We start from the raw sequence: 16,306 nt of genomic DNA, 5'->3' as shown, positions 1-16,306 counted from the left end.
TCTTTGCCCCGTCCGCCACTGCAGGTGGCAGTGGCTTCGCGCCGCCCCGGGAGCTCGCCCATGGAGGTGCGCTGTGAGCGGGCGCGTCTTCGATCCCTCTGCCGAGGCCGCGCGGGCCACCGACGCGATCCTCGCCGACACGCTGCACGGGACGCACCGCGGCGTCGTCGTGGACTCGCCGCCCGGCGCGGGCAAGTCGACGCTCGTCGTGCACGCCGCGCGTGAACTGGCGGCTGCCGGGCGGCCGTTGATGGTCGTCGCGCAGACCAATGCGCAGGTCGACGACCTGGTGGTCCGGCTCGCCGAGAAGGAGCCCGACCTGCCGGTCGGGCGACTGCACAGCAACGACGCCGACCCGTACGACAAAGCCCTCGACCAGCTCGACAACGTACGCAAGTCCGCGAAGGCCGGTGACCTGGCAGGCCTGGACATCGTCATCTCGACCGCCGCGAAGTGGGCGCATGTGCAGGGTGTGGAGCCCTGGCGGCACGCCATCGTCGACGAGGCGTACCAGATGCGTTCCGACGCACTGCTCGCCGTCGCCGGCCTCTTCGAACGGGCGCTGTTCGTCGGTGACCCCGGCCAGCTGGACCCGTTCTCGATCGTGGGCGCGGACCAGTGGGCCGGGCTGTCGTACGACCCGTCCGCAAGCGCGGTCTCGACGCTGCTCGCGCACAACCCGGAGCTTCCGCAGCACCGGCTGCCGGTCTCCTGGCGGCTCCCGGCGTCCGCCGCGCCACTGGTCTCGGACGCGTTCTACCCGTACACACCCTTCCGCAGCGGTACGGGCCCGGACGACCGGCAGCTGACCTTCGGTGTGCCGTCGGACGGCTCGGGTCCCGACCGGGTGCTGGACGAGGCGGCGGAGTCGGGGTGGGGCCTGCTGGAGCTGCCCGCGCGAAGTACGCCCCGTACGGACCCCGAGGCGGTACGGGCCGTGGCCCAGGTGGTCCGCCGGCTGCTGGACCGCGGCGGCGCGGCGACCAGCGAGCGGTCCGCGGACCCGGTCCCGGTGACCGCCGAGCGGATCGCGGTCGGCACGGCCCACCGCGACCAGGCGGCGGCGGTACGGGCGGCGCTGGCCGAGGTGGGCGTCACCGGCGTCACCGTGGACACGGCGAACCGTCTCCAGGGCCGGGAGTTCGACGTCACGGTGGTCCTCCACCCCCTGTCGGGCCGCCCGGACGCTACGGCGTTCCATCTGGAGACGGGCCGGCTGTGCGTACTGGCCTCCCGCCACCGGCACGCGTGCATCGTGGTGTGCCGCGCGGGCGTCACGGACCTCCTGGACGAGCACCCGTCGACGGAGCCGGTCCAGCTGGGCGTCACGGTCAAGTTCCCGGACGGATGGGAAGCGAACCATGCGGTGCTCGCTCACCTGGCGGAACACCGCGTGAGCTGGCAACCGTGAGCACCCCCGCAACACCGCATGAGCCGGCAACCGTAGACCCCCTTGCGGAGAACGGGACAATGGACGGTGGCCACGGGCACCGGGCGGAGTCCGGCCAAGCGCGCGATTCAATGAAAGGCGGCCGGATCAGGGGCCGCACCTGTACGAGGAGGAGAACCACATGGCGGATCCCGAACGGAGTGAGCGGAAGCTGCGACCGGCCCCGCTGCTCTTCGAGCCGTCGGAGGCTGCCGCCGATCCCGAGCACTTCTTCGACCTGGAGTCCATCGAGGACCCGCGGGAGCTGCTGGCCCGGGCCACGGAACTGACCCTGGCGTTCCGCGCCGCGACCGACCGGGCGGCGGAGTACCAGGCGCTCGCGGCGGCCCAGCTCGCCGACCCGCGACGCTTCGACCGGCTCACCTCCGCGGACATCGCCCAGCGGGCGGAGTGGACCGAGGACTATGCCAAGAAGATGATCGAGTTCGGCCGCGACCTCCTCCGGAACACCACTCCGTAGCCACCGCAGGCCGCCGAACAGGCACGCTCGCACCCGTCCGCACCCGCACGCACCGCCGGCCAACCTCGCGCCTGGCATATGCCGGGGCGCAAGATACGCCTCCCCGCCCTGCCCTGTCCCGATTTCCGCCAACTCTCAGGAACGGAACCGTCACTCCCGGTAGATCTTGTGTCATGAGCGCATGGCTGCGAGACCAACCCCTGCGGGACCCCGGCGCCCCTGACGACGAGCGCCGTACGGACATCCTCGCCCTCCTGCAGGAGGAGGGCCGTTATCGCGCGGCACAGGTCACCGCCCCCGGCGCCCGCTGGCTCACCTCCGCCGGGGCCTATCCGCGCTCGATGCTCGCCCTCTGGGAGACCCGGCCGACCGCTCCCGCCGTACTGCCCTGCGGCGCCGTCTTCGACGTCGTGAACGTGCCCACGGTCTTCGGCCGGCGGATGCTCGACCGGCTGTGGGAGGAGGGGCCGGGATCCGGCCCCGTCGCCATGCACCGCGGCCGGATGATGCTCTTCGCCGCGCCCGGCACCGCCCAGCGCCTGCCGTCCCTGCTCGACTGGGAGGAGTGGGGCGATTCCGTACCGCCGATGCTCTGCCACGGCATCGGCGACGCGGTGACCGTCCCGCCACTGGCGCAGGGCCAGGACACCGCCGACCCGCGCTGGCTGGTGGCCCCGGACGCCCGCCATCCATGGCTGCCGGGGCCCGAGGTACTGCTCTGGTCGTGCGTGCGGGCGGTCCGTGCGGCCTCGCCCCCGACCGTGCGTATATCGATTTTTCCTCCCGCCGATCAGGATGCTAAGGTCTACGACGTCAGCAGGCGCCGCTAGCTCAGTTGGTTAGAGCAGCTGACTCTTAATCAGCGGGTCCGGGGTTCGAGTCCCTGGCGGCGCACAGACGGGAAAAGCCCCTCGCGAGAGCGAGGGGCTTTTTCGTGTGCCTGCACCAGGGCGACCCGGCGACCCGCACCCTCGGACGCCGCACCCCGGCGACCCGGCGACCGCACCCTCGGACGCCGCACCCCGGCGACCCGCACCTGCGCCGTACTACGCCGTCGTGACCCTGATCGTCCACGCGCCCGACCGCGTCCGGTCCGCCACCTGCACCCTCGTCCGCTCGCCCGGCGTCCCCGGCATCGTGAACGTCTCGCCGACCCCCAGCGGCGCGTCCGCGAGCGGCGGATAGACCGACCGGTCCCAGCACGCCTCGGTGGCCGGATGTGTGTCCACCACTTCGACCGGGCCGCCGCCCGACGCGGTCTCGGCCTGTACGCGATACAGCAGCACCCCCTCCGTACAGGTCTCCCGGTCGTTGCCGGTCGAGCCGCGCGCCTCGATCGCGAGCGCGGTGTCCTCCCCGGTCCTGACGACCGCGAGCCGCGTGCCGAGGCTCCCGCCGGGGGCCCGCGCGGCGTCCACCGGCTCCAGCGTGATCAGCTCCGACTTCTGCACGCACCGCACGGCCCGCTGGTCCAGCCAGCCCAGCTTCCACTTGTGCCAGGCGAAGAGGTCCGGTGCGAGCCCGAACTGGCTGCCCATCACATCCCAGTCCCCGACATAGGTGTCCCAGTCGCCCTTGCCGTCCGTCGGCCGGTGGTAGAGATCCGGCAGGTCGAAGGCGTGGCCGGTCTCGTGGGCCAGCACATTGTGGTCCGGCGGATGACTCTCGAAGACGGTGACGACCCGTTCGATGTCAGTGTCGTCGGCATGCAGCGGCCGATCGAGGTTGACGACCTTCGTCGCGTCGGCGTCCACACCGGGCGCGTCCGGGTCGGCGACCAGATAGACGATTCCGTAGCGGGAGAAGTCGACCGTCGAGTCCGCCGCGGCGATCGCGTCGCGCAGATACCCGCTGCGCCGCGCCGAGTCCCAGTCCCGCTTTATCCCGTACGCGGTCGAGGACTTCGGCATCTTCACCCACTGGCGCTGCGGATGCGGGCGCAGCGCGAACTGCCGGTACGAGGCACTCTCGAAGAACTGGCTGGTGGCCGGGAAGTGGTCGGCCGCGAGCTCGTCCGGTGAGTTCAGCGGCACCGAGTCCGGAAACGACAGGAAGATCATGACCGCGTCCATGCTCCCGACAGGTCGCGGGTAGGCGGAGTTCCAGGAGTCGACCCCGAGCGAGTGGTGGGCAGCGGTGCGGGGCAGCGCGCAGGGCCCCCCGGACAACTCGGCCACGGCCGGGCCGGCCACCAGGCCCGTGGCGGCGAGCGCCATCAGGGAGGTGAAGGCGGCCGCGGCGCTGCGCAGGCGGCTGCGTTCCGCCCCCTGGGCCACTCTTCGGGCCGCTCCCGGCGCCACTCCCACGGGTGCTCCCTCGGGTGACTGCTGACCCTCCACGTGGACCTCCGGCTGAGGAATGCGAGACACCTCACCCACCCTGTGTTGATTTCAGCTGGTACGCCCTGCCGACTGCCCCACTCGGGTGACCGACCCGACACCGGGCCGACACCGACCCGAGACCCGCCGACACTCCGATGGCTCACGGAACGTCACATTCGGTCAGGACGGAATCGGCCACCGCGCAGACCTGTGCAGAAACGATCGTCCGTAGCCCCGGGGCGGGCTGATCCACTGCGCCACAGCTGGAACAGCCGCCGGGCGGCCTCTATGATCGGCACACTTTCCCGGCGTCTTCCCCGAGTTCATACCGGCTTCATCGCCGATCGCATGGGGCGGCCGGACCGACCACACCTGTACGGACCCTGTACGAAACAACTGCACTGCGGGAGCGAGCGGTGAGCGGAACCTCCGAAGGAACAGGGCCGGCCGGAGTCGCAGTCCCCGGTAGCAACCGGCCGTTGATCACAGAGCGTCACAGCGTCGGCCGGACGGCCGCCGAACTGCGTGACTACCGCGCCGCGTTCAACGCCGCGCACCTCGCGATGGCCGTCGTCGACCACGAGGGCGTCGTGGTCACCGCGAACAAGGCCTTTGCCGCGCTGCTCGGCACCGAGCCCGTCACCCTGCTGGAGCAGTCCGCGGCCGATCTCGTCGACCTGGCGTCGGACGGCCGCACCTGGCACGCGTACCGCGAAGTGCTGCGCGGCCGCCGTTCCCGGTTCCGCTGCACGCGCCGTCTCAAGCACCCGGACGGGCGCACGCTCTGGGCAGAGGTCACCGTCGCGCCGGTGCCGGACAGCCGCAATGTGCTGCTCTCCATCACGGACATCAGTGACCGGCGCGAGCTGCTCGCGCGGCTGCGGCAGGTCCAGATGCACGACCCGGTGACGCGGCTGCCCAACCGCACGCTCTTCTTCGAGCGGCTCTCGGCGGCGCTGGAGTCATCGGCGTACGACCAGGGCTCCACCGGCCGGATCGGGCTCTGCTACCTGGATCTGGACGGCTTCAAGGCGGTCAACGACACGCTCGGGCACCGGGTCGGCGACCGGCTGCTGGCCGCTGTCGCCACCCGGCTCACCGAGTGCGCGGACAGCGACGCCCACACCCGCAGCGGCAGCCATCTGGTGGCGCGGCTCGGTGGCGACGAGTTCGCGATCCTGGTCGAGGACTCCACCGGTACGGAGCAGCTCGCCGATCTCGCCAGGTCCGTACTGGTCGCGCTGCAGCAGCCGTTCGACCTGTCGGGACAGCGGCTCTCGGTCTCGGCGTCGATCGGGGTCGTGGAGCGGGCGGCGGCCGGGACGAGCGCGACGGGTCTGATGCAGGCCGCGGACACCACGCTGTACTGGGCGAAGGCGGACGGCAAGGCTCGCTGGACCCTCTTCGACCCCGAGCGCAACGCGCACCGGATGACACGGCAGGCGCTCTCCTCCACACTCCGGCCGGCCGTGGAGCGCGGCGAGTTCGCGCTGGAGTACCAGCCGCTGGTGGGGATGGCGGACGGGGTGCCGCGGGGCGTGGAGGCGCTGGTGCGCTGGAACCACCCGCAGTTCGGCACCCTTGCGCCGAATCGGTTCATCGCCATCGCGGAGGAGGACGGCTCGATCGTCCAGCTCGGCCGGTGGGTGCTGCGTACGGCGTGCCGTCAGGCCCGCCAGTGGCAGACGGACCACCCGGACGCCCTGCCGCTGTTCGTGAGCGTCAATGTCGCCGTTCGGCAGGTCTGGGACTCCGACCTGGTCGCGGACGTGGCGGAGATCCTGGCCGAGACGGGTCTGGCACCGCATCTGCTGCAGCTGGAGCTCACCGAGTCAGCGGTGATGGGCTCGGCGGGCCGCCCGCTCCAGGCGCTGCAGGCGCTGAGCGACATGGGCGTGCAGATCGCGATCGACGACTTCGGGACCGGGTACTCGAACCTGGCGTATCTGAGCCGGCTGCCGGTATCCGTACTGAAGCTCGACGGATCGTTTGTTCGCGGCTTCCAGGACGAGGCGCACCCGAACCCGGCGGACGAGACGGTCGTCGAGGCGATGGTGCAACTGGCGCACCGGCTGGGCCTGACGGTCACGGCGGAGTGCGTGGAGACGGCGGGCCAGGCGTCGCGTCTGCGGCGGATCGGGTGCGACACGGGTCAGGGCTGGCTGTACTCACGGGCGGTGGCGCCGGAGCGGATCGCGGAGTTGATCGGTGTCGGCGCGCTGGCGGTCTGACGCCAACCAGGCCCCGTCCATGCGCATGGTCCGCGGCGGCCTGGATTGCTCGCTTGTGCCCATGCCCGCCCTTCCAGCCCCGGTATTGGAGTTCTCCCTCGCCTGTGCGCGGGGGACTCTCCCCAGGATCGCTCCGGGGAGTTTGGCAGCGCTTATGTCTGCCCGACGACTGCCCTCCCGGCAGCCGGGGCGAGTGCCAGACCCGCCCAGTCGATATTTCGGCCCGCGTTGTGGTCGGCGTTACCCGACCAGCCGCAGGCCGGGTTCTTGCACACGAACACCGCTTGGGACTCCCGGTTGCCCGGGGTGATCGTGCGGCACTCCGAGCAGCGCAGGGATGTCCCGGCAGCGGGTACCTTGACCAGCAACCCGCCGCGGTCGGCAGTCTTGTAGTCAAGGAACTCGACCGTACGGGCCCAGGACTCGCCCGCAATCTTGCGGTTGAGTCCTGACTTTTGCGCCACATTGGTGCCCGGCTTGGCAGTGGTGCCCTTCGCGGACTTGATCATGCTGACGATGCGGAGATCTTCCACCGACACCAAGGCGAAGGCGTCGGCAATCTTGGTGGTGGTCTTGTGCTGCCAGTCCAACGCCCGGCGCTTGGCTCCTGCGCGCAGGCTGCTGATCTCGTCGTAGACAGCGTTCAGTCTCTTGGAGGTCCGTTCGCTGGGCTTGCGATACTTCTTGCGGTGCGCGGCCTTCTGCTCAGCGCACCGCAGTTGAGCGTGCTCCTTCTCCGTCAGCCAGTGATCGTGGTCGAACGTGGAGCCGTCGGACAGTGCGAGCGGCACCGCTACGCCCCGGTCGATGCCAACATGAGAGGCCGTCCACCGACGTGGTTCGGGAGCGGGCACGACAGTGTCAGTGCGGAAGGCGATGTGCCAGCCGAGCGCATCCTTGACCAACCGAGCACCGGTGATCCGTCCCTGTGGACTGCCCTTGGTCACACCCGGCAATTCCTTCGTCCAACGAAACCGCACCCGGCCGACCTTGGGGATGTTGACCACGCCCCACCTTCGGTGTACCCGTACGACGTTCGCCAACCGCATCCATATGCGCACCTTCGCCCGCACGGGCTCACGCGACGGCCAAATCGTAGGCATCCGCGATCAGTTCGTACGAACGCAGCCGCGCATCGCCGCCGTGCGCATTGGCCGTGATCATCAACTCGTCGGCGCCGGTGCGCTTCTGGAGGTCGTCCAGGCCGCTGCGCACCGCGTCCGGCGTGCCGTGGATGACGTTCGACAGCCAGCTGTCCACGAACTCCCGCTCCATGGCGCTGAATTCGTATGCCGCCGCCTCCTCGGGGGTGGGGATCAGCCCGGGGCGGCCGGTGCGCAGCCGGACCATCGACAGCGCGCCGGTCAGGACCTGGCGGCGGGCCTCCCGCTCGTCGTCGGAGGCGAGCGCGGAGACGCCGATCAGCGCGTACGGGGCGTCCAGGAGCTCCGAGGGGCGGAAGGAGTCGCGGTAGAGGTCCAGCGCCGGGACGGTGTTCTGCGCCGAGAAGTGGTGGGCGAAGGCGAAGGGCAGTCCGAGTACGCCGGCCAGCCGCGCGCTGAAGCCGGAGGAGCCGAGCAGCCAGATCGGCGGGCGGGCCGAGGGGCCCTGGACCGGACCGGGGACCGCGTGGATACGGGCGTACGGATGGCCGTCCGGGAAGTCGTCGTCGAGGAACCGGGTCAGCTCGGCGAGCTGCTGCGGGAACTCGTCCGCGCCCTCGCTGAGCCGGTCGCTGCGCCGCAACGCCGCGGCGGTCGCACCGTCGGTGCCCGGCGCGCGGCCCAGGCCCAGGTCGACCCGGCCGGGCGCCAGGGCCTCGAGCGTGCCGAACTGCTCGGCGATCACGAGCGGCGCGTGGTTGGGGAGCATCACACCGCCGGAGCCGAGGCGGATGCGCTCGGTATGGGCGGCCAGGTGGGCGAGGATCACGGCCGGGGACGACGAGGCGACGCCCGGCATGGAGTGGTGCTCGGCGACCCAGTGGCGGTGGAAGCCGCGGCGCTCGGCGAGCCGTGTGATGTCCACGCTGGTGCGCAGGGCGTCGGTCGCGGTGCGGCCGCTGCCGACCGTCACCAGGTCCAGTACCGACAGCGGTACGGGTGCGGTTCCGTTCGCCGTGCCTCGAATCTCGTCCACCGGTGGGGCCCTCCTGCGCATGAAGATACGTACAGCGCAGATCAACAGGAGGGACTCTCCGTTTATTCCCGCCTGGCGAACAGCGTGCCCAGCTTCGGCCCCCACACCCAGGCCCTGCGGTCAGCGAGCCGCAGCCCCTCCCACACCGTCACCTGGTTGGCGGTGAGCACCGGCTTGCCCAGCATCTCCTCCAGCTCGGCGAGGTACGCCGCGGTGTGCAGGGCCGTGTCCGGCAGCAGCACCACCTCCGCGTCCGGATGGTCGCCCGCGCGCGCCAGCTCCAGCACCTCCGCCCGGCCCCAGCTGCCCACCTCAGCCGCTGTGATGATCCCGCTCGCCCTGTCCGCGACCACCTCGGCGCCGGACGCCTTGAGGAAGGCGGTGAAGAGCGCGGTGACGTCCTCCGGATAGGTCGCGGCGACCGCGACGCGTGCCGCGCCCAGCTCCCGTACCGCGTGGGCGAAGGCGAAGGACGTGCTCGACGCGGGCAGGCCCGCGGCCCGGGCGAGGGAGCGGATCTGCTCGTGCGCCCCCTCCCAGCCGTACACGAAGCTCCCGCTGGTACACGCCCAGACCACCGACTCCGCTCCTTCGAGCCGGAGCTCCTCCACTCCCGCGGCGAGCCGCTGCGACGCGCCCATCTCCAGCAGCGCGTCGACGCGGTGTGCGTCCTCGCCGATGTCGGTGTGGACGACGGGCAGTCTGATGTCGCTGTCGAGCAGCACCTCGAACCGGGGATAGTCGTCCTCGGCCGAGTGTCCGGGGTAGAGAAGTCCTACCGTGGTCATGTCCAGCCTTCCTGTTCTTCGGGCTGAGCCTGCTGGGCCTGCTGAGGCTGCGGCGCCTGGTGAGCCGGCGGCACCTGCGGCGGCTCCGGCTCCAGGGCTTCCGGCTGCAGCAGCAGCCCTTGGTACGGGCCGACCGCGTGCACCCCGATTCCGCGCAGCGCCGCCCACATCGTGACCTGGTTCGCCGAGAGCACCGGCATCCTCAATTCGGCCTCCAGCTGCGGGATCGCGTCGTACGTCGGCAGATTCGTGCAGCTGATGAAGAGCGCGTCCGCCGCGCCCACCACCGCCTGCCGCGCCATGTCGACGACCGACCGGTACGGCACCTTCCAGATGTGCCGGGTCAGTCCCAGAAAAGCGCGGCCCGTGACCGTTACCCCAGCTTCTCCCAGATACTCCTCCAACGCCTGGGTCACCGATTCCGTATAGGGCGTGACGAGGGCGATGCGGCCGGCGCCCAGCTCGTCGAGTGCTTCGAGCAGGGCGCCGGAGGTGGTCAGCGAGGGCACTTCCCCCGCCGAGCTCATCGCCTCGCACATGGCCCGCTCCCCGGCCAGGCCGCCGACGAAACTTCCCGAGGTACAGGCATAGGCGACCACCTCGGGCTCGGACGCGCCCAGCGCCCGTACCGCCTCGCGCAGCGTCTCGTGCTCGCTCACCAGGCGGGCCAGGTCCAACGAGACCTCGACGGGCACATACGGCGTACGGGTCAGACGCAGCGAGACATCGTCGGGGACCCAGCGCCACAGCTCCCGGTCCAGGGCGAAATCGAACGGGGCGACCACACCGACTCCGCGCTGTGGCCGTGGTCCGCCGAGAAAGGAGACATCCATCGCAGGCCCCCTTAGCGTGTTATTGACGACGTTAGGTTCGGGTGCGAGCGTGGGTCAATCCGTACATGTCAGACGTTACGAAACGGCTTCCGCTTGATGTCTGAACCCACCCTCCTCGTACTCGCGGCCGATCCCCCGCCGCGCCTCGGCCGGCTGACCGGACGGGTCCGCGTCCAGTACGCCGACGAGCAGACGCTCGCCTCTCAACTCCCTTACGCAGACGTCCTGTTGGTATGGGACTTCACCTCCGACGCGGTACGCGTCGGCTGGCCCGGCGGGGGCTCGCGGCCGCGCTGGGTGCACACCCCGAGCGCGGGCGTGGACCGGCTGCTGTGCCCCGAGCTGATCGCTTCCGACACGGTCGTCACCAACGCCCGCGGGGTCTTCGAGGAACCGATCGCCGAATATGTGGCCGGACTGGTGCTCGCCATGGCCAAGGACATCCCCGGGACCCTGGAGCTCCAGCGGCAGCGGCGCTGGCGCCACCGCGAGGGACTGCGGGTCGCGGGCACCCGGGCGACGGTCGTCGGCGCGGGCCCCATCGGCCGGGCAGTGGCCCGAACGCTGGAGGCCCTCGGCGTCACCGTGGCGGTCGTGGGCCGCACCGAGCGGCCCGGAATCCACGGCACGCAGGATCTCGACCGGCTGCTCGCCCGCGCCGACTGGGTCGTCTGCGCCGCACCGCTCACCGATGCGACGCGCGGGATGTTCGACGGGCGGCGCTTCGGAGTGATGCAGCCGTCGGCGCGCTTCATCAATGTGGGGCGCGGTCCGCTGGTCGTGGAGGACGATCTCGTCACGGCGCTGAACAACCGGTGGATCGCGGGCGCGGCCCTCGATGTGTTCGAGTCCGAGCCGCTCACGCCCGACAGTGCGCTGTGGGACGTCCCCGGGCTGATCGTCTCGCCGCATATGAGCGGCGACACGGTCGGCTGGCGGGACCGTCTGGGTGAACAGTTCGTCGAGTTGTACGAACTGTGGGAGGCCGGAAAGCCGTTCCCGAACGTGGTGGACAAGAAACGTGGGTACGTCCCCATGCATGATGTCTCCGCTGACTGACCTGACCGCACGCCAACTGCTGGCCGGCTACGAGAAGGGCGACTTCACCCCCGTCGACGCGACCCTCGCTGCGCTGGAACGGATCGAGGTGGTGGAACCGCTGGTCAATGCCTTCGTCCGGGTCGATGCCGAGCAGGCACTGACCCAGGCGCGGGCGTCCGCCGAGCGGTGGCACAGTAAACAGCCGCAGGGGCTGCTCGACGGAGTGCCGGTGACGGTGAAGGATCTCCTGCTGCAGCGCGGCGTCCCGAACCTGCGCGGCTCCCGAACCGTACGGGCGGAGGGCAGTTGGGACGAGGACGCACCGTCCGTCGCCCGGCTGCGCGCGCACGGCGCGGTCTTCCTCGGCAGGACGACGACGCCGGAGTTCGGCTGGAAGGGCGTCACCGATTCACCACGTCACGGGGTGACGCGCAATCCGTACAATCCGGCGCGGACATCCGGCGGCTCCAGCGGCGGCAGCGCGGTGGCCGTGGCGCTCGGCGCGGGTCCGCTGTCGATCGGCACGGACGGCGGCGGCTCGGTCCGCATCCCCGCGTCCTTCTGCGGGATCTTCGCCCTGAAGCCGACGTACGGACGGGTGCCGCTGTATCCGTCCAGCCCCTTCGGGACGCTCGCCCACGCGGGCCCGATGACACGGGACGCCGCCGACGCCGCGCTGATGCTCGATGTGATCAGCGGCGAGGACTGGCGGGACTGGTCGCATCTGGGCCCGGCGGACAGCGTCCGCGACGGCCTCGCGGACGGGGTGAAGGGGCTGCGGATCGCCTACTCACCGTCCTTCGGCGGTCAGGTCGCGGTGACTCCGGCGGTCGCGTCCGCGGTGCGGCGGGCAGTGGGGGCGCTGGCGGAGCTCGGCGCGTACATCGAGGAGTCCGATCCGGATATCGCCGACCCGGTGGAGGCCTTCCACACCCTGTGGTTCAGCGGCGCGGCCCGGCTGCTGCAGCATGTCGGCGCGGAGCAGCGGGAGCTGCTGGACCCGGGGCTGCGCGAGATCTCCGGGATCGGGGCACGGTACAGCGCGCTGGAGTATCTGGCGGCCGTGGACACCAGGATGGAGCTGGGCCGGCGCATGGGGCGCTTCCACACCTCGTACGACCTGCTGGTCACGCCGACCCTGCCGATCACGGCCTTCGAGGCCGGGGTCGAGGCGCCGGCGCACTCGGGGCACCGCCGCTGGACGGGGTGGACGCCGTTCACGTACCCCTTCAACATGACTCAGCAGCCCGCCGCGACGGTGCCGTGCGGCGTGGACGAGGACGGGCTGCCGATCGGCATCCAGCTGATCGGGCCGCGGCACGCGGACGGGCTGGTACTGCGGGCGGCGCACGCCCTGTACGAGTCGGGCGCGGCCGCGATGCCCGTGCCCTCTCCTACTGGGCCCGGCGGAAGCTGAGCGTCTCGCCCAGCGCACCCGCCCGCCACAGGTCGTGGCAGGCCTCGGCCATCCGGTCGAGGCCGTCGACCACCGAGCCCCAGACGATGCCGGGGACCCAGCCGGTGTCGCCGTTGAGCAGCAGGTTGTTGCGCTCGTAGAAGAGGGCGAGGTCGACGACGGTACGGCGGCCGTGGTGGGCGGCCTGCTCCCCGTATCCGTACGACGCCGTGCCCAACTGCACGTCGGAGAAGGTGAAATAGCAGAGGTCGCCCGGAATGGGAGTCACCGTCGGGTTCTCCAGCGGTGGTTCCTGCTCCGCGAACGCCGGCAGCAGTGCATAGATCTCATTACGGGCATACTTCGCGTGGTAGACATCCCCGGCCAGGGGTAGCGCGTCCCACACGGCAGCGCAGGTCAGCGGGGCCTTGTCGGTCAGCAGTTTCGCGGTGCACTGCACACCGCGCTTGTCGAGGGCTACGGTCACGTATCGGTCGGCCATCTCGTACGCATACCCCGCCTGGAGCCGGGTAGCCGCGCGGCCATGGCTCGTACAAGACAACCAGGATCGATACGCAGACGCACATTGCTGCTCGGTACCGCTGCTGCCGGCGCGCTCGGCGCCGCGGGCGCGGCGGGCTGCGCCCGGGTCCCTTCCGGGGACGCCCTGGCCCGGCTGAAGTCCCAGCGCACGGTGCGCCTGGGCATCGCGGGCGAGGTGCCCTACGGCTATGTCGACAAGAACGGCGAGTTCACCGGCGAGGCCCCTGAGCTGGCCCGTGTCATCTTCAAGCGGCTGGGCATCGACACCGTCCAGCCCGTCGCCACCGACTTCGCCTCGCTCATCCCCGGGCTCAACTCCCAGCAGTTCGATGTCGTCTCGGCCGGGATGTACATCAACAAGGAGCGCTGCCAGCAGGTCATATTCGCCGACCCCGAGTACCAGATGCTCGACTCGTTCATCGTGCGCAAGGGCAATCCCAAGAACCTGAAGACGTACGAGGACGTGGTGAAGGCCAAGGCGAAGTTCGCCACCGGCACCGGCTACGCGGAGATCGACTACGCGGTCGCCGCCGGCTACCCGGAGAAGGACATCGTCATCCTCCAGGACCAGGTGGCGGGGCTGAACGCGGTCGAGTCGGGCCGGGTCGACGTCTTCGCCGGCACCGCGCTCACCACCCGCGAGGTGGTGAAGAAGAGCGCGAAGGCGGAGGCGACCGAGCCGTTCGCGGCCGTGGTCGACGGCAAGAAGAAGATCGACGGCGGCGGGTTCGCCTTCCGGCCCACCGACACGGAGCTGCGCGACGCCTTCAATCTCGAGATCCACAAGATGAAGAAGAGCGGCGAACTCTTCCGCATTCTGCGGCCGTTCGGCTTCACCGAGAACGAGATGACCGAGCTCACTGCCAAGGAGCTGTGCCGATGACAGCCGGACTCTGGCAGACCTGGGTGCTCCCGGGTATCTGGATAACCGTCCAACTGCTGGTGTACAGCGCGGCGCTGGCCGCCGCGGTCGCCTTCACGGTCGGTATCGCCCGCACCCACCGCTCGCGCTTCGTCCGCTTCCTCGCGGGCTTCTACACCGAGATCTTCCGCGGCACATCGGCGCTGGTGCTGATGTTCTGGCTGTTCTTCGTGCTGCCGCCGCTGCTCGGCTGGCAACTGGTCCCGATGTGGGCCGCGGTGCTCGCGCTCGGCCTCTCCTACGGTGCGTACGGCGCCGAGATCGTGCGTGGCGCGCTGAACTCGGTGACTCCCGCGCAGCGCGAGGCGGGGGTCGCGCTCAGCTTCACACCCTGGCAGCGGATGCGGCTGATCCTGCTGCCGCAGGCGGTGCCGGAGATGATCCCGCCGTTCTGCAATCTGCTGATCGAGCTGCTCAAGGGCACGGCGCTGGTGTCGCTGCTCGGCGTGGGTGATGTCTCCTTCGCCGCGTACCTGGTGCGCCTGGCCACGCAGGAGAGCGCGCAGATCTACACCATCAGCCTGGTGATCTACTTCGTGCTCGCGTTCGTCGTGACGCGCTCCATGAAGGCGCTGGAGAAGAAGACCAAGCGGAACATCGGCATCGCGGTTCCCGGAAGCGGCCCCGGTGCGTGGTTCGCCAGGCGAGCCGTCACCACTACCACCTCCGGAGGTGGTTCGAAGTGACCTGGGACTGGTCCGCGGTCGCGGACTTCATGCCGCGCTTCTGGGACGGCGTGCTCGTCACGCTGCAGATCCTGGTGCTCGGCTCGCTGATCTCCTTCACGCTCGGCCTGGTCTGGGCGATCGGATTCAGGGCGCCGACCCGTTTCGTACGGTGGCCGGTGAACGTCGTCACGGAGTTCATCCGCACCACACCCCTGCTGGTGCAGCTCTTCTTCCTCTACTTCGTACTGCCGGAGTGGGGCGTGCAGTTCTCGGCGCTGACCACCGGCACGATCGCGATCGGGCTGCACTACTCGACGTACACCGCACAGGTCTACCGGGCCGGTATCGAAGCCGTGCCGGCCGGTCAGTGGGAGGCGGCGAAGGCGCTGAGCCTGCCCGCCCACCGCACCTGGTTCGCGGTGATCCTGCCGCAGGCGGTCCGGCGCATCACTCCGGCCCTCGGCAACTACGTCATCGCGATGCTGAAGGACACACCGCTTCTCGCCGCGATCGGCGTACTGGAGATGCTGCAGCAGTCCCGGCTGGAGAGCGCCGCGACGTTCCAGTACACCGAGCCGCTGACCGTGATCGGCATCGCCTTCATCCTCATCGCCTACCCGGCTTCTCTTCTCGTACGAGCCCTGGAGCGCCGCCTTGTCTCCTGACAGCACCCCCGACACCACCACCCTCGACACCACGACCCCCGGCACGTCCGGTGAGCTGATCCGCTTCGAGAATGTGACGAAGAGCTTCGGCGACAACACCGTGCTGGACGACCTCTGTTTCTCGGTGAAGCCCGGGAAACACGTCACGCTGATCGGCCCGTCCGGCTCCGGCAAAACCACGATCCTGCGGCTGCTGATGACTCTGGAGTCGCCCGACCGGGGCACGATCCAGGTAAATGGGCAGCGCCTGTTTCCGGCCGCCGCGAAGGAACGCCGCGAGGCACGCAAGCAGATCGGCATGGTTTTCCAGCAGTTCAATCTTTTCCCGAACATGACCGCCCTGCGGAACATCACCGAGGCTCCGGTGCGGGTGCTCGGCATGTCCAAGGACGAGGCGGAGGAGCGCGCCAAGGGGCTGCTGGACCTGGTGGGTCTCGGCGACCGCTGCGACGCGAAGCCGACGCAGTTGTCGGGCGGCCAGCAGCAGCGGGTGGCGATCGCCCGGGCGCTGGCGATGCGGCCGCAGGTGCTGCTCCTTGACGAGGTCACGTCGGCGCTCGACCCTGAACTGGTCGCCGGTGTGCTGGACGTGCTGCGGGACATCGCCCGCTCCACCGACATCACGATGCTCTGCGTCACGCACGAGATGAACTTCGCCCGCGACATCTCGGATGAGGTGCTGATGTTCGACTCCGGCAAGGTCATCGAGTCCGGATCGCCGGAGAAAATCTTTTCCGAACCGGAGCACGAACGTACTCGCGAGTTTCTCGGTGCGGTGCTCTGACCACTTACTCCTACCGATAAGTGTGACCCTGGCATATGCCAAGCGAGTGCGCCCCAGCGTATGAG

General features: G+C 70.0%; 16 protein-coding genes and 1 tRNA gene. 11 read left to right on the top strand and 6 right to left on the bottom strand.

Annotated features, from left to right (window positions below; translation table 11 throughout):
* Nucleotides 1-73 precede the first annotated feature (73 nt).
* From ACFWDI_RS23735 to ACFWDI_RS23720, 4 genes are all read left to right on the top strand, one after another.
* Complete coding sequence (locus tag ACFWDI_RS23735) at nucleotides 74-1,411, top strand: AAA domain-containing protein (RefSeq protein ID WP_385306617.1); 1,338 nt, start codon at nucleotides 74-76, stop codon at nucleotides 1,409-1,411.
* 160 nt (nucleotides 1,412-1,571) lie between these two features.
* Complete coding sequence (locus ACFWDI_RS23730; RefSeq protein ID WP_385306615.1) at nucleotides 1,572-1,910, top strand: hypothetical protein; 339 nt, start codon at nucleotides 1,572-1,574, stop codon at nucleotides 1,908-1,910.
* A 173-nt stretch (nucleotides 1,911-2,083) separates the two neighbouring features.
* Nucleotides 2,084-2,740, top strand: a complete 657-nt coding sequence (locus ACFWDI_RS23725; protein WP_385306614.1) for a bifunctional DNA primase/polymerase — start codon at nucleotides 2,084-2,086, stop codon at nucleotides 2,738-2,740.
* Nucleotides 2,731-2,804: transfer RNA gene (locus ACFWDI_RS23720), tRNA-Lys, on the top strand. Before ACFWDI_RS23725 ends, ACFWDI_RS23720 begins: the two co-directional genes overlap by 10 nt.
* A gap of 152 nt (nucleotides 2,805-2,956) precedes the next feature.
* Here ACFWDI_RS23720 and ACFWDI_RS23715 read toward each other — a convergent pair.
* On the bottom strand, nucleotides 2,957-4,249 hold the full coding sequence (locus ACFWDI_RS23715) for a M6 family metalloprotease domain-containing protein (protein WP_385306697.1): 1,293 nt from the start codon (nucleotides 4,247-4,249) through the stop codon (nucleotides 2,957-2,959).
* 398 nt (nucleotides 4,250-4,647) lie between these two features.
* On the opposite strand from ACFWDI_RS23715, the gene ACFWDI_RS23710 reads away from it, so the two are divergent.
* Nucleotides 4,648-6,462: a putative bifunctional diguanylate cyclase/phosphodiesterase gene (locus tag ACFWDI_RS23710; protein ID WP_385306612.1), complete on the top strand. Its 1,815-nt coding sequence runs from the start codon at nucleotides 4,648-4,650 to the stop codon at nucleotides 6,460-6,462.
* 152 nt (nucleotides 6,463-6,614) lie between these two features.
* Here ACFWDI_RS23710 and ACFWDI_RS23705 read toward each other — a convergent pair whose 3' ends face one another.
* The 4 genes from ACFWDI_RS23705 to ACFWDI_RS23690 are packed head-to-tail and all read right to left on the bottom strand — an operon-like array spanning nucleotide 6,615 to nucleotide 10,222.
* Entirely contained in the window at nucleotides 6,615-7,511 is an 897-nt protein-coding gene (locus tag ACFWDI_RS23705) for an RNA-guided endonuclease InsQ/TnpB family protein (RefSeq protein ID WP_385306610.1), read from the bottom strand.
* 28 nt (nucleotides 7,512-7,539) lie between these two features.
* The gene (locus tag ACFWDI_RS23700; protein WP_385306608.1) at nucleotides 7,540-8,622 is read right to left on the bottom strand and encodes an LLM class flavin-dependent oxidoreductase; all 1,083 of its coding nucleotides are present in this window, start codon (nucleotides 8,620-8,622) and stop codon (nucleotides 7,540-7,542) included.
* A 41-nt stretch (nucleotides 8,623-8,663) separates the two neighbouring features.
* Nucleotides 8,664-9,389: a decarboxylase gene (locus tag ACFWDI_RS23695; protein WP_385306606.1), complete on the bottom strand. Its 726-nt coding sequence runs from the start codon at nucleotides 9,387-9,389 to the stop codon at nucleotides 8,664-8,666.
* The gene (locus ACFWDI_RS23690) at nucleotides 9,386-10,222 is read right to left on the bottom strand and encodes a decarboxylase (protein WP_385306605.1); all 837 of its coding nucleotides are present in this window, start codon (nucleotides 10,220-10,222) and stop codon (nucleotides 9,386-9,388) included. The genes ACFWDI_RS23695 and ACFWDI_RS23690 overlap by 4 nt, the downstream gene beginning before the upstream one ends.
* Nucleotides 10,223-10,318: 96 nt before the next feature.
* On the opposite strand from ACFWDI_RS23690, the gene ACFWDI_RS23685 reads away from it, so the two are divergent.
* Nucleotides 10,319-11,281, top strand: coding sequence for a D-2-hydroxyacid dehydrogenase (locus tag ACFWDI_RS23685; protein ID WP_385306603.1), 963 nt, complete (start codon nucleotides 10,319-10,321; stop codon nucleotides 11,279-11,281).
* Nucleotides 11,265-12,680: an amidase gene (locus tag ACFWDI_RS23680; RefSeq protein ID WP_385306695.1), complete on the top strand. Its 1,416-nt coding sequence runs from the start codon at nucleotides 11,265-11,267 to the stop codon at nucleotides 12,678-12,680. The genes ACFWDI_RS23685 and ACFWDI_RS23680 overlap by 17 nt, the downstream gene beginning before the upstream one ends.
* Here ACFWDI_RS23680 and ACFWDI_RS23675 read toward each other — a convergent pair.
* Nucleotides 12,658-13,161: a DUF3830 family protein gene (locus ACFWDI_RS23675; RefSeq protein ID WP_327323771.1), complete on the bottom strand. Its 504-nt coding sequence runs from the start codon at nucleotides 13,159-13,161 to the stop codon at nucleotides 12,658-12,660. The two genes, ACFWDI_RS23680 and ACFWDI_RS23675, sit on opposite strands and share 23 nt — an antisense overlap.
* 42 nt (nucleotides 13,162-13,203) lie before the next feature.
* On the opposite strand from ACFWDI_RS23675, the gene ehuB reads away from it, so the two are divergent.
* The 4 genes from ehuB to ACFWDI_RS23655 are packed head-to-tail and all read left to right on the top strand — an operon-like array spanning nucleotide 13,204 to nucleotide 16,241.
* Complete coding sequence (gene ehuB / locus ACFWDI_RS23670; protein ID WP_385306601.1) at nucleotides 13,204-14,085, top strand: ectoine/hydroxyectoine ABC transporter substrate-binding protein EhuB; 882 nt, start codon at nucleotides 13,204-13,206, stop codon at nucleotides 14,083-14,085.
* Nucleotides 14,082-14,810, top strand: coding sequence for an ectoine/hydroxyectoine ABC transporter permease subunit EhuC (ehuC, locus tag ACFWDI_RS23665; protein ID WP_385306599.1), 729 nt, complete (start codon nucleotides 14,082-14,084; stop codon nucleotides 14,808-14,810). Before ehuB ends, ehuC begins: the two co-directional genes overlap by 4 nt.
* Nucleotides 14,807-15,457, top strand: a complete 651-nt coding sequence (gene ehuD / locus ACFWDI_RS23660; RefSeq protein WP_362687031.1) for an ectoine/hydroxyectoine ABC transporter permease subunit EhuD — start codon at nucleotides 14,807-14,809, stop codon at nucleotides 15,455-15,457. Before ehuC ends, ehuD begins: the two co-directional genes overlap by 4 nt.
* Nucleotides 15,447-16,241 (top strand): amino acid ABC transporter ATP-binding protein, encoded by a 795-nt coding sequence (locus tag ACFWDI_RS23655; protein WP_385306597.1) that lies wholly within the window; start codon nucleotides 15,447-15,449, stop codon nucleotides 16,239-16,241. The genes ehuD and ACFWDI_RS23655 overlap by 11 nt, the downstream gene beginning before the upstream one ends.
* Nucleotides 16,242-16,306 lie beyond the last annotated feature (65 nt).

Source organism: Streptomyces sp. NPDC060064, assembly GCF_042736455.1.
Lineage (GTDB): Bacteria > Actinomycetota > Actinomycetes > Streptomycetales > Streptomycetaceae > Streptomyces.
Note: the sequence above shows the minus strand (reverse complement) of the source record. Positions and strands in the feature narration are given on the sequence as shown.

Excerpts from the sequence above, each read along its gene's own strand:
- ACFWDI_RS23725 (WP_385306614.1), top strand. The coding sequence starts at position 2,084 with ATGAGCGCATGGCTGCGAGACCAACCCCTGCGGGACCCCGGCGCCCCT.
- ehuB (WP_385306601.1), top strand. The coding sequence starts at position 13,204 with ATGGCTCGTACAAGACAACCAGGATCGATACGCAGACGCACATTGCTG.
- ACFWDI_RS23700 (WP_385306608.1), bottom strand. The coding sequence starts at position 8,622 with ATGCGCAGGAGGGCCCCACCGGTGGACGAGATTCGAGGCACGGCGAAC.
- ehuC (WP_385306599.1), top strand. The coding sequence starts at position 14,082 with ATGACAGCCGGACTCTGGCAGACCTGGGTGCTCCCGGGTATCTGGATA.
- ACFWDI_RS23730 (WP_385306615.1), top strand. The coding sequence starts at position 1,572 with ATGGCGGATCCCGAACGGAGTGAGCGGAAGCTGCGACCGGCCCCGCTG.
- ACFWDI_RS23690 (WP_385306605.1), bottom strand. The coding sequence starts at position 10,222 with ATGGATGTCTCCTTTCTCGGCGGACCACGGCCACAGCGCGGAGTCGGT.
- ACFWDI_RS23685 (WP_385306603.1), top strand. The coding sequence starts at position 10,319 with ATGTCTGAACCCACCCTCCTCGTACTCGCGGCCGATCCCCCGCCGCGC.
- ACFWDI_RS23695 (WP_385306606.1), bottom strand. The coding sequence starts at position 9,389 with ATGACCACGGTAGGACTTCTCTACCCCGGACACTCGGCCGAGGACGAC.
- ACFWDI_RS23705 (WP_385306610.1), bottom strand. The coding sequence starts at position 7,511 with ATGCGGTTGGCGAACGTCGTACGGGTACACCGAAGGTGGGGCGTGGTC.
- ACFWDI_RS23680 (WP_385306695.1), top strand. The coding sequence starts at position 11,265 with ATGTCTCCGCTGACTGACCTGACCGCACGCCAACTGCTGGCCGGCTAC.
- ACFWDI_RS23675 (WP_327323771.1), bottom strand. The coding sequence starts at position 13,161 with ATGGCCGACCGATACGTGACCGTAGCCCTCGACAAGCGCGGTGTGCAG.